The following is an 11,759-nucleotide window of genomic DNA, read 5'->3' on the forward strand; positions in this document are numbered from 1 at the left end:
ATGGAGGCTCTCATGAGCGCTGCAAACATGCCTGCTGGTTTTACCGATTACAAAGTCGCCGACATCTCCCTGGCCGCCTGGGGTCGTCGCGAAACCATCATCGCCGAATCGGAAATGCCTGCACTGATGGGCCTGCGTCGCAAGTACCTGGCCGAGCAACCGCTCAAGGGTGCGAAGATCCTGGGCTGCATCCACATGACCATCCAGACCGCCGTGCTGATCGAAACCCTGGTTGCCCTGGGCGCCGAAGTGCGCTGGTCGTCCTGCAACATCTTCTCCACCCAGGACCAGGCCGCCGCGTCCATCGCCGCCGCCGGTATCCCTGTGTTCGCCTGGAAAGGTGAAACCGAGCAAGAGTACGAGTGGTGCCTGGAGCAGACCATCCTCAAGGATGGCCAGCCATGGGACGCCAACATGGTCCTTGACGACGGTGGCGACCTGACCGAGCTGCTGCACAAGAAATACCCGCAAGTGCTGGAGCGCGTGCACGGTGTGACCGAAGAGACCACCACCGGCGTGCACCGCCTGCTGGACATGCTGGCCAAGGGCGAGCTGAAAGTCCCGGCGATCAACGTCAACGACTCGGTTACCAAGAGCAAGAACGACAACAAATACGGCTGCCGTCACAGCCTGAACGACGCCATCAAGCGTGGTACCGACCACCTGCTGTCGGGCAAGCAGGCCCTGGTGATCGGCTACGGTGACGTGGGCAAGGGCTCGGCCCAGTCCCTGCGCCAGGAAGGCATGATCGTCAAGGTCACCGAAGTCGACCCGATCTGCGCCATGCAGGCCTGCATGGACGGTTTCGAAGTGGTTTCGCCGTTCATCGACGGTATCAACAACGGTACCGAAGCCAGCATCGACAAGGCCCTGCTGGGCAAGATCGACCTGATCGTGACCACCACCGGTAACGTCAACGTCTGCGACGCCAACATGCTCAAGGCGCTGAAGAAGCGTGCCGTGGTGTGCAATATCGGCCACTTCGACAACGAGATCGACACCGCCTTCATGCGCAAGAACTGGGCCTGGGAAGAGGTCAAGCCGCAGGTGCACAAGATCCACCGCACCGGCGCTGGCAGCTTCGACCCGCAGAACGACGACTACCTGATCCTGCTGGCCGAAGGCCGCCTGGTAAACCTGGGTAACGCCACTGGCCACCCAAGCCGCATCATGGACGGTTCGTTCGCCAACCAGGTACTGGCGCAGATCTTCCTGTTCGAGCAGAAGTTCGCCGACCTGTCGCCCGAAAAGAAAGCCGAGCGCCTGACTGTCGAAGTACTGCCGAAGAAGCTCGACGAAGAAGTGGCCCTGGAAATGGTCCGCGGCTTCGGTGGCGTGGTCACCCAGCTGACCAAGCAGCAGGCCGACTACATCGGTGTGACCGTCGAAGGCCCGTTCAAGCCACACGCATACCGCTACTAAGCGGCCAGCTTGAAGCTTCAAGCGGCAATCAAAGGCAGACCATGCCGTTGCCGCTTGCAGCTCAAGCATCACGGATCTTGAACGATGCCCAAGCCAGGCCGGCCATAACCGATCTGGCTTTTACTTGCAGCCTGCCGCTTGAAGCTTGCTGCCAGAGGAACGCCCGATGTCCCAGGAACGCCGTTACAGTTTCGAGTTCTTCCCGACCAAGACCGATGCCGGTCACGAAAAGCTGATGGGCGTCGCCCGCCAGCTGGCCGCCTACAACCCGGACTTCTTCTCCTGCACCTACGGTGCCGGTGGCTCGACCCGCGACCGCACGCTGAACACCGTGCTGCAGCTGGAAAGCGAAGTGAAGATACCTGCCGCGCCGCACCTGTCGTGCGTAGGCGACACCAAGGCCGAACTGCGTGCCCTGCTGGCCGAATACAAGGCTGCAGGCATCAAGCGCATCGTCGCCCTGCGTGGCGACCTGCCATCGGGTATGGGCATGGCCAGTGGCGAACTGCGCTACGCCAGCGACCTGGTCGAATTCATTCGCCAGGAAACTGCCGATCACTTCCACCTGGAAGTGGCCGCCTACCCGGAGATGCACCCCCAGGCCCGCAACTTCGAGGCTGACCTGGCCAACTTCGTGCACAAGGTCAAGGCCGGTGCCGACAGCGCCATCACCCAGTACTTCTTCAACGCCGACAGCTACTTCTACTTCGTCGAGCGCGCGCAGAAGCTGGGCGTGGACATCCCGGTGGTACCCGGCATCATGCCGATCACCAACTACAGCAAGCTGGCGCGCTTCTCCGATGCCTGTGGCGCCGAGATTCCTCGCTGGATCCGCAAACAGCTGGAAGCCTATGCCGACGACACCGCCAGCATCCAGGCATTCGGCGAGGAAGTGATCACCCGCATGTGCGAACAGCTGCTGCAAGGCGGCGCACCGGGCCTGCACTTTTACACCTTGAACCAGGCCGAGCCGAGCCTGGCGATCTGGAACAATCTGCAGCTGCCGCGCTGAAATTTTTTGCAAAATCTGTTTAAGATTTGATTAAGGCTTTGGTCATAGACTAAAGCCTTATTCATTTTCCAGTTAAACAGGTCTTGCCTGCCATGCAGCCCCCTCAGCCATTGCGTCCCCAGCTCGTCTACCTGGCTTTTGGCCCGGCAACCTACCATCAGGAAGCCTGCTTCAGCATCATCAGCGCCCTCGCCCATCTGGGCACGGGCGAAGCCATGGACATTCAGGTTTACACCGACAACCCGCAGCCCTATGCCGGTCTGCCGGTCACCGTGCACCTGTTGGACGAAGCCACACGCCAGGCATGGAACGCGCCTCACGGTTATCACTTTCGCAGCAAGCATGTGCTGTTGCGCCAGGTGCTGCAGCAACACCCGCTGGCAGTGCTGATCGACACCGACACCTTCTTCCGCAAGTCGCCGCTGGAGCTGTTCGCTCGGGTAGCCCCTGGCCGCCTGCTGTGCAATGCCATCGGTGCGCGCTACGGCAGCAACCAGAAGTGCCTGCTGTACAAGAACCTGCTGGCCATCCTCGAGTCCAGAGGCCTGGCTGATTGCCAGATGCCACTGGTCAATTCGGGGGTGATCGGCCTCACCGTCGAAGACGCCGGAACCCTGGACCGCTCCATCGCCATGATGGACGAGTTCCACCCCCTGGCTCGCGAAGCGTATACCCTCGAGGAGTTCTGCCTGGCGGTGGCGGCCTACCGCACGCTGGAATTGGCCGAATGCACAGATGTCATCCACCACTACTGGAGCCGCAAGGCGCAGTTCCGCGCCAAGATTCAGGCCTGGCTGCGCAAGCACGGCCACGACCCGCTGAGCCAGGCGGCGCTGGCCGACGTGTCCCTGGTCAATGACCAGCTGCCACGGCCGCCGGCCCTGCAACGCCTGGGTTACAAGGCACTGAGCATGACCCTGCCCAGCCACGAGCGCCAGTTCGCCCGCGAGCTGCTTTATGGCTGCTACCCCTACCCCAATGAGTTCGACCGCGCCTGCGCGCCGGCCTGGTGGGACAAGGCCCTGGAAAACCTCAACGCCCGCCATGGCCACGTGGAGCCCGAGCAACTGCGCCAGTGCCTGCGCCACCCGGGGTTGCGCCTGTCGCTGGGCGAGCGGCGCAAGGATATCGAGGCGCACCTGCTGAGGTCATCCCACACTTGAGTGAACCTGTGCCGGCCTCTTCGCGGGTAAACCCGCTCCCACAGGATCTCTGCTGGCTTGCAGGCTCGCGATGTACTTGTGGGAGCGGGTTTACCCGCGAAGAGGCCGGCACAGGAGAACATCATCCTCACTGGCCTTGAACAGGCCGAGCGCGTAATCTCCGGGCATGCCACACATCGCCCGACTGTTCTGGATCCTGTTGCTCGCCTGCCTGAGCCCGCTGGCCCTGGGCGAGCGCCTGCGCCTGGTGACCGACGACTGGGCACCTTATGCGTACCAGCACGACGGCCAACCGCGCGGCATCGACTACGAAGTCACCACACGGGTGTTCGAACGCCTTGGCGTCGAGGTGGAGTGGGAGTTCCTGCCGTGGAAGCGCTGCCTGGCAATGATCGAGCAGGGCTTGGCCGACGGCATCATGGATATCTTCCAGAACGAGTCGCGCCAGCACTACCTGGTGTACGCCCCCGAGCCCATGTCGGAAGTAGAGTTCGTCCTGTTCCAGGCCCGCACTCGACGCCATGCCGTCAAGACTCTCGATGACCTTGCCGGCCTCACCGTCGGCACCTCACCCGGCTACGCCTACGGTGCCGCTTTCAACGAGGCTGTACATTTCCGGCGCGAAGCTGCACCTACCCATGAAGCCAACTTCGGCAAGCTGATGCTGGGCCGCATCGACCTGGCAATCACCGACCGCAAGGTCGGCCATTACCAGCTGCGGCATCTGGGCCTCCAACAGCAGGTCGAGGAGCTGCCCCTGGTGATCAGCCGCCAGGCCCAGTACCTGGGGCTGGCGCGCAAGCCGGGCCGGGAAGCACTGGCCCAGGCCTTCGCCGTGGAACTACGGCGCTTCAAGCTGGAACCGGCCTATGCAGCAATCAACAACCGCTACACAGGCGACATCGGAAACATTCTCAACGCCGTTGAGCAGCAGGAAAGCAGCACAGCGCGATAGCTCTGTTATACTCGGGCCTTCCCGCCCGGCTCACGCCCGGACGCTCGGCCTCGCAACAGGCATCCCGATCGGCATCGACGCACTTTCGCGTCCACCCTCTGCTACCCGGATGTGCAGTGAAAGCCCAGCTGGACCGGACGCGATCGCATCCCACCGATGCCCGTCGCGCCAGGCAGAACATCCCAAACGGGCCCAGCCCACACGAGAACAGGATTGCCCATGTCCTTTGCTTCCCTCGGTCTCTCCGAGGCTCTTGTCCGCGCTATCGAGGCTGCGGGCTATACCCAGCCGACCCCCGTGCAACAGCGGGCGATTCCCGCCGTGTTGCAAGGCCGCGACCTGATGGTCGCCGCACAGACAGGTACTGGTAAAACCGGCGGTTTCGCCCTGCCGATCCTCGAGCGCCTGTTCCCGGCCGGCCACCCCGACAAGTCGCAGCGCCATGGCCCGCGCCAACCTCGCGTGCTGGTCCTGACCCCGACCCGCGAACTGGCAGCCCAGGTGCATGACAGCTTCAAGGTCTATGCCCGTGACCTGCCACTGGTCAGCGCCTGCATTTTCGGCGGCGTCGGCATGAACCCGCAGATCCAGGCCATTGCCAAGGGTGTGGACGTGCTGGTCGCCTGCCCGGGCCGCCTGCTCGACCTGGCCGGCCAAGGCAAGGTTGACCTGGCCCACGTGGAAATCCTGGTGCTGGACGAAGCCGACCGCATGCTCGACATGGGCTTCATCCATGACGTCAAGAAGGTCCTCGCTCGCCTGCCGGCCAAGCGCCAGAACCTGTTGTTCTCGGCCACGTTCTCCAAGGACATCACCGACCTCGCCGACAAGCTCCTGCACAACCCGGAGCGTATCGAGGTCACCCCGCCGAACACTACCGTCGAGCGTATCGAGCAGCGCGTCTACCGCCTGCCCGCCAGCCACAAGCGCGCGCTGCTGGCGCACCTGATCACTCAGGGTGCCTGGGAACAGGTACTGGTGTTCACCCGCACCAAGCACGGCGCCAACCGCCTGGCCGAGTACCTGGAAAAGCACGGCCTGACCGCCGCCGCAATTCATGGCAACAAGAGCCAGAACGCCCGCACCAAGGCCTTGGCCGACTTCAAGGCCAACAGCGTGCGCGTACTGGTCGCCACCGACATCGCCGCCCGTGGCCTGGACATCGACCAGCTGCCGCACGTGGTCAACTTCGAGCTGCCGAACGTAGAGGAAGACTACGTCCACCGTATCGGCCGTACCGGCCGTGCCGGGCGTTCGGGCGAGGCCATTTCCATGGTCGCGCCGGATGAAGAGAAACTGCTCAAGAGCATCGAGCGGGTAACCAAGCAGAAGATTCCTGACGGCGACCTGATGGGTTTCGACGCCAGCCAGGTTGAAGCCGAAAAGCCTGAAGTACGCGAACGCCAGCAGAACAATGGCCGTGGTGGCCGTAACCAGCAGGCCCGCGGCGACGGCGGCAAAGACGCCAACGGCGGCCGCAAGGACAAGGGCAAGGATAAAGGCAAGGCCAAGCAACAGGCTGCGGACAAGCCGGCCGACAAGGAAAAGAGCGGCGACAAGCAACAGCAGCAACGCAAGCCGCGTGACAAGAAGCCACGTCAGCAGCAACAGCAGGCCAGCAACAGCAGTGCGCCGAAAGTGCCTGTCGACCGTGATCCTGAAGAGTTCCTGGATGACGATATCGACAACTTCGGCAACCGTGCCGACTATGTCAGCCCGTACCAGGGCAAGAACCAGGGCCGCAATCGCCGCCCGGGGGCCAATGCCGGCCAAGGTCAGGGCCAGGGTAATGGCCAGCGCAGCAACGCCGGCGGCCAGGGTCGCAATAGCGGCCAGCCGCGCAGCAGCGGTGGCGGCGAGAAACGTCCGGCCCGCGCCAATAATGGTGGCGGCGCCCGTCGTGATGGTGGCGGCCGTGGTCGCCCGGCCCGTGACGATGCTGCACGGCAAGAGCCGGCCGTGCGCAACCCGCGCCAGCCGGAAAAACAGCCAGTGATCATCCGCAAGGAGTCCAAGCTCGACCGTTACCCGACGCCAGAGCAGCTGGATGACCTGCCGAGCCGCCCGCGCGGTGAGCGCCCGGCGCTGTTGACCCGCAAGGGCTGACAGAAGCACCGGGGGGGGCTGCTTCGCAGCCCTATCGCGACACAAGCCCGCTCCTACAGGGTTACGTAAATCCCTGTAGGAGCGGCCTTGTGTCGCGATAGGGCCGCAAAGCGGCCCCCTCAGTTTTCAGCAGGTAAGAATTACTTCTGCTTCACACCTTCAACACTGATATCCAGGTCCAGGGTCTGCGAGGTAGCGCCCGGGCCCTTGATGCCGAAGTCGTTCAGGTTCAGCGTGGTGGTAGCGTTGAAACCAGCGCGCTCGCCGCCCCATGGATCCTTGCCTTCACCGTTGAAAGTGGCCTTGAAGGTGACCGGCTTGGTCACACCGTGCATGGTCAGGTCGCCAGTCACGTCAGCAGTCTTGTCGCCAGTCGGCTTGACGCTGGTGGAGACGAACTTGGCTTCGGGGTACTTCTTCACGTCGAGGAAGTCGGCGCTGGCAATGTGCTTGTCACGCTCGGCGTGGTTCGACCACAGGCTGGCGGTTTTCAGGTCGACGTTGATCTTGCTGGCTTCAGGCTTTGCACTGTCCCAGGTGAAGTTGCCGTCGAAGTCCTTGAAGGTACCGTGAATGAAGCTGTAGCCCAGGTGGCTGATCTTCCAGTCAACGAACGCGTGCTGGCCTTCCTTGTCGATCTTGTACTCGGCAGCCATGGCCTGGCCGGCGGAGAGCAGAGCGGTACCGAGCGCCAGAGCGGCAAAAGTCTTTTTCAACATCCTTACTTCCTTCCTTTGCAATTGAGGTTGAGAGTCAAGCTTTGCGGCCCAGCATGCGGGTCAGGGTCGCGTCACGGTCGATGAAATGGTGCTTGAGCGCTGCCAAGCCATGCAGCACGGCAAAAATCACCAAGCCCCAGGCCAGCCAGAGATGGATCACGCCTGCCAGGTCTGCCTGGTCGGGCAGGTCGCTGACCAGTGCCGGCACTTCGAACAGGCCAAACACCGGAATGCCGACACCGTCGGCGGTGGAAATCAGGTAACCGGCGATCATTACCGCGAACAACCCAACGTACAGGGCCAGGTGGCCCAACTTGGCTGCCAGGCGGGTGAATGCGCCGTGGCTGGCTGGTGCCGGTGGTGGCGGGCTGATGAAGCGCCAGAGCACCCGCAGCAGCATCACCGCCAGCAGCACCAGGCCAATGCTTTTGTGCAGGTCCGGGCCGGCCTTGCGCCAAGGGCTGTAGTAGTCGAGGCCGACCATCCACAGGCCCAGGCCGAACAGGCCGAAGACTGCCAGAGCCACGCCCCAGTGCAGGACGATGCTGACCACGCCGTAGCGAGAAGGTGAATTGCGCAGTTGCATGTTGACGTGTTTCCCCGTGAAAGCTGTGCACAGACTAACGCGTAACGCATCGAATAAAAGCGTAAAAAACTGCTTTGGATTATCGATAAATACGATATGTATTCTGTAAGCTTCCCATTAAGGAAACATTAACGATAGTTGGGTAATCAGCGGTTGCCAGTGCCGGCCCTGTGGGAGAGGGTTCACCCGCGAAAGGGCCGGCACTGTCAATAAATCAACCGGCCTTGGCTTGGGTATTGGCTACAGCTTTCTTGGCCGGTTCGGACTTGGCAGTCGCTTTCTTGGTCTCGGCAGACTTGTGGGTCGGTTTGTGCGCCGGTGCATGCTTGCCAGATGCAGCCTTGGTCGCAGCAGGCTTGGCCGCTGCTTCCTTGACCACAGGCGCTGGCGCAACCGGGGCCGGCGCTGCTTGCGGGGCTGGCGCAGGCGCCACTTCCTCGGCCTTGGCAATCGGCTCGGCCTTCACCTCAGGCTTGTCCGCCCCGCCAAACAGGCGCTTGAAGAAGCCCGGCTTATCCTGCTTGGCCTCATCGACCGGCTTCGGCTCGGCCTTGACCGGGGCCTTGTCAGCCTTGTCGCCCTTGTCGGAAGAACCACCGAACATGTTGGAGAAGAACCCGCCCTTGCTCTCCTTGGCCGCCACGGCGCCTGCAGCTGCTGCCGCCGCCACTGGTGCCGCCTTGGCCGGGTCGAACGACTTGCCGGCCAGCAGGTCCTGCACCTGGCTGGCCGCGCGCTGGCCACTGCGCAGGGCGCCTTCCAGGGTGCCTGGGTAGAGGGCGTCGGTATGCTCACCGGCAAAGGTGATGCGCTGCACCGGGCGCTCCCACAGGCGCCAGTACTTGCTGATCTGGCCCGGGCCATAGGCCAGGTAGGCGCCGCCGGTACCGGCGTCGGTGCTGTAGCGCTTGACCTCGTAACCGGTGAACGAGCCACGGGCCTGTGGGTAGAACGCATGCAGGCGGATCAGCACCTGATCGACCATCTGCTTGTCGCCGAACGCTTGCAGCAGGCGGGCGTTGTCGCCCGACAGGTTGATCACCACGTTGGCGCCACCCTTGAGCGCGGGTTCGATCCACAGCATGCCCAAACCTGCGTTACTGAAGATTTCGCCCGACATGCGCGCCCGGCTTTCCCACACCGGCTTTTTGAACTTGAGCATCAGCTGGTCGCGCCAGCCATAGTTGGTACCCTTCAACGCCGCCAGGTGCTGGCTGTCCAGGCCCGGAGTCATCTGGATCTTGGCCAGGGCGCGCAGGGGCACGGCCATGACCAGGTAATCCGCCTGGTAGCCGACGCTGCCGACCTTGACCGTGACACCGTCCTTGTCCTGGACGATGGAGGTCACGGGCGAACTGGTCTTGATAGTCTTCAGTTGCTTGACGAACGCTTGGGCCAGCACCGGGCTGCCACCGGGCAGGCGCGCGGCACGCAGGTCACGGTCGCTGACGCCGCGATACACGCGGTTCTGCTGGGCAAAATACAGCAGCGACAGGCGCGATGGCTCATCGTAGCGGGTACGGATCTGCTGGTTGACCAGCTGGCGGGCGGTGGTCGGCAGCTGCAGCTTGTCCAGCCAGGTGGAGACGTTGATCTGGTCGAGGGCGAACAGCGTGCTGTTGGCTTGCGGGTTCAGCGGGTCTTCGATCGAACGGGCCAGGTCATCGAGGGTTTTCTCGTAACGCTTGAGCGCCTCGGCGGTGGCCGGCTGCTTGGTAGCCAGGTCGGTGGCACTGAAATACTCGCCGTCAATCAGGTAACCGGGGGTACGCACGAACTCCGGTGCCGGCAGTGTTTCAAGTTTGAAACGGTCGAGGTACTGGTTGAGCACCGGCTGCGCCTTGGCGTTGCCGATCCACTCGCTGGTAGCCAGGCCCGAGCGCCCGCCCATGCCCGGCTTGGCTTCCAGCAGCGTCACCTGCCAGCCTTTGTTCTGCAGCTCGTAGGCGGCCGTCAGGCCCGCCAGGCCGCCACCCACGACGATCGCCGAAGGTGTCTTGTCCTTTGCCAGCGCGGCGCCGCTGGACACACCAATCAATACCAACGCGCACAGGCGCACCCAAGCAGCAGCCATGTCGGCGAACTCCGAGTCAGGGGGTTACAGAAACGTGGAGAGGCAGGAATGCCCCGGGAGAGATGCGTTAAGAATACGTCAGGTCTACCGACCCTGCCAGCGCAGTGACATCAAGTCCTTTTCGCCACTGACATTTTTGCCTGCAGCGTTTCCACGCGGTAGCAAGCGTAGCTGGCAACCCGATGAACAGCGGCGGTTGTCCTGCCCTGCCGCATTGCTTAGGCTTACGCGGTCGAACCAAGCCGCAAAGCCAGGAGAAGTGCCCATGGGCCTCAATGATCAGTGGATGCAACGCGACCTCAAGGTACTGTGGCACCCCTGTACCCAGATGAAAGACCACGAGCAGCTGCCGCTGATCCCGATCAGGCGCGGCGAAGGCGTGTGGCTGGAAGACTTCGAAGGCAAGCGCTACCTCGATGCAGTGAGCAGCTGGTGGGTCAACGTCTTTGGCCACGCCAACCCGCGTATCAACCAGCGCATCAAGGACCAGGTCGACCAGCTGGAGCACGTGATCCTGGCCGGTTTCAGCCACCAGCCGGTGATCGAGCTGTCCGAGCGCCTTGTAGCCATGACCCCGGCCGGCCTCGACCGGGTGTTCTATGCCGACAACGGTTCGTCGTGTATCGAAGTGGCGCTGAAGATGAGCTTCCACTACTGGCAGAACGTCGGCAAGCCGGGCAAGAAGCGCTTCGTCACCCTGACCAACAGCTACCACGGCGAAACCATCGCCGCCATGTCGGTCGGCGATGTGCCGCTGTTCACCGAAACCTACAAGGCGCTGCTGCTCGACACCCTCAAGGTGCCCAGCCCCGACTGCTACCTGCGCCCCGAAGGCACGAGCTGGGAAGAGCACTCACGCACCATGTTCCAGGCCATGGAACAGACCCTGGCCGAGCACCACGCCTCGATCAGCGCGGTGATCGTCGAACCGCTTATCCAGGGTGCCGGCGGCATGCGCATGTACCACCCGGTGTACCTCAAGCTGCTGCGCGAGGCCTGCGACCGCTACGACGTGCACCTGATCCACGACGAAATCGCCGTGGGCTTCGGCCGCACCGGCACCATGTTCGCCTGTGAACAGGCCGGCATTCGCCCGGACTTCCTGTGCCTGTCCAAGGCCCTGACCGGCGGGTACCTGCCGCTGGCCGCCTGCCTGACCACCGACAAGGTGTACCAGGCGTTCTACGATGACTACCCGACCCTGCGCGCGTTCCTCCACTCGCACAGCTATACCGGCAACCCGCTGGCCTGCGCCGCGGCGCTGGCGACCCTGGACATCTTCGAGCAGGACAACGTGATCGAGGCCAACAAGGCATTGGCCACCCGCATGGCCAACGCCACCGCGCACTTGGCCGACCACACGCATGTGGCCGAGATTCGCCAGACCGGCATGGCCCTGGCCATCGAAATGGTCCAGGACAAGGCCGGCAAGGTCGCCTACCCATGGCAAGAGCGTCGTGGCCTGAAAGTGTTCGAGCATGCCCTGACGCGTGGCGCCCTGCTGCGCCCGCTGGGCAGCGTGGTGTACTTCCTGCCGCCGTATGTGATTACGCCAGATCAGATCGACTTCCTGGCAGAAGTGGCCAGCGAAGGCATCGACATTGCCACCCGCGATAGCGTCAGCGTGGCCGTACCGGCCAACTTCCACCCCGACTTCCGCGACCCGGGCTAAGCCCGGAAGCCCGCCGCGTACTCTGTGGGAGCGGGTTCACCCGCGAATGC

Annotated in this window: 9 protein-coding genes; 6 read left to right on the plus strand and 3 right to left on the minus strand. The window is 63.1% G+C overall.

The window, feature by feature from the left end:
- Positions 1 to 12 precede the first annotated feature (12 nt).
- The 5 genes from ahcY to M1D87_RS24130 all read left to right on the plus strand — a co-directional run bounded on the left by ahcY (position 13) and on the right by M1D87_RS24130 (position 6,658).
- Positions 13 to 1,422 (plus strand): adenosylhomocysteinase, encoded by a 1,410-nt coding sequence (gene ahcY, locus M1D87_RS24110; RefSeq protein ID WP_013974512.1) that lies wholly within the window; start codon positions 13 to 15, stop codon positions 1,420 to 1,422.
- Positions 1,423 to 1,588: 166 nt separating this feature from the next.
- On the plus strand, positions 1,589 to 2,434 hold the full coding sequence (gene metF / locus M1D87_RS24115; RefSeq protein WP_039612479.1) for a methylenetetrahydrofolate reductase [NAD(P)H]: 846 nt from the start codon (positions 1,589 to 1,591) through the stop codon (positions 2,432 to 2,434).
- A 92-nt stretch (positions 2,435 to 2,526) separates the two neighbouring features.
- On the plus strand, positions 2,527 to 3,597 hold the full coding sequence (locus M1D87_RS24120; RefSeq protein ID WP_039612480.1) for a hypothetical protein: 1,071 nt from the start codon (positions 2,527 to 2,529) through the stop codon (positions 3,595 to 3,597).
- 166 nt (positions 3,598 to 3,763) lie between these two features.
- A complete protein-coding gene (locus M1D87_RS24125) occupies positions 3,764 to 4,552 on the plus strand; it encodes a substrate-binding periplasmic protein (protein ID WP_039612481.1) in 789 nt (262 codons plus the stop codon).
- A gap of 219 nt (positions 4,553 to 4,771) precedes the next feature.
- Entirely contained in the window at positions 4,772 to 6,658 is a 1,887-nt protein-coding gene (locus M1D87_RS24130; RefSeq protein WP_024087836.1) for a DEAD/DEAH box helicase, read from the plus strand.
- Between the two features lie 140 nt (positions 6,659 to 6,798).
- On the opposite strand, the gene M1D87_RS24135 is transcribed toward M1D87_RS24130, so the two are convergent.
- From M1D87_RS24135 to M1D87_RS24145, 3 genes are all read right to left on the minus strand, one after another.
- Positions 6,799 to 7,377, minus strand: a complete 579-nt coding sequence (locus M1D87_RS24135; protein ID WP_013974517.1) for a YceI family protein — start codon at positions 7,375 to 7,377, stop codon at positions 6,799 to 6,801.
- A 34-nt stretch (positions 7,378 to 7,411) separates the two neighbouring features.
- Positions 7,412 to 7,963, minus strand: coding sequence for a cytochrome b (locus tag M1D87_RS24140; RefSeq protein ID WP_123084782.1), 552 nt, complete (start codon positions 7,961 to 7,963; stop codon positions 7,412 to 7,414).
- Between the two features lie 214 nt (positions 7,964 to 8,177).
- Complete coding sequence (locus M1D87_RS24145) at positions 8,178 to 10,037, minus strand: flavin monoamine oxidase family protein (RefSeq protein WP_123084783.1); 1,860 nt, start codon at positions 10,035 to 10,037, stop codon at positions 8,178 to 8,180.
- Between the two features lie 265 nt (positions 10,038 to 10,302).
- On the opposite strand from M1D87_RS24145, the gene M1D87_RS24150 reads away from it, so the two are divergent.
- On the plus strand, positions 10,303 to 11,709 hold the full coding sequence (locus tag M1D87_RS24150; protein ID WP_123084784.1) for an adenosylmethionine--8-amino-7-oxononanoate transaminase: 1,407 nt from the start codon (positions 10,303 to 10,305) through the stop codon (positions 11,707 to 11,709).
- Positions 11,710 to 11,759 lie beyond the last annotated feature (50 nt).

The organism is Pseudomonas sp. SA233 (genome assembly GCF_054792385.1).

Bases quoted from the DNA above. Each gene is read 5' to 3' on its own strand.
- ahcY (WP_013974512.1), top strand. From the start codon at position 13: ATGAGCGCTGCAAACATGCCTGCTGGTTTTACCGATTACAAAGTCGCC.
- metF (WP_039612479.1), top strand. From the start codon at position 1,589: ATGTCCCAGGAACGCCGTTACAGTTTCGAGTTCTTCCCGACCAAGACC.
- M1D87_RS24120 (WP_039612480.1), top strand. From the start codon at position 2,527: ATGCAGCCCCCTCAGCCATTGCGTCCCCAGCTCGTCTACCTGGCTTTT.
- M1D87_RS24125 (WP_039612481.1), top strand. From the start codon at position 3,764: ATGCCACACATCGCCCGACTGTTCTGGATCCTGTTGCTCGCCTGCCTG.
- M1D87_RS24130 (WP_024087836.1), top strand. From the start codon at position 4,772: ATGTCCTTTGCTTCCCTCGGTCTCTCCGAGGCTCTTGTCCGCGCTATC.
- M1D87_RS24135 (WP_013974517.1), bottom strand. From the start codon at position 7,377: ATGTTGAAAAAGACTTTTGCCGCTCTGGCGCTCGGTACCGCTCTGCTC.
- M1D87_RS24140 (WP_123084782.1), bottom strand. From the start codon at position 7,963: ATGCAACTGCGCAATTCACCTTCTCGCTACGGCGTGGTCAGCATCGTC.
- M1D87_RS24145 (WP_123084783.1), bottom strand. From the start codon at position 10,037: ATGGCTGCTGCTTGGGTGCGCCTGTGCGCGTTGGTATTGATTGGTGTG.
- M1D87_RS24150 (WP_123084784.1), top strand. From the start codon at position 10,303: ATGGGCCTCAATGATCAGTGGATGCAACGCGACCTCAAGGTACTGTGG.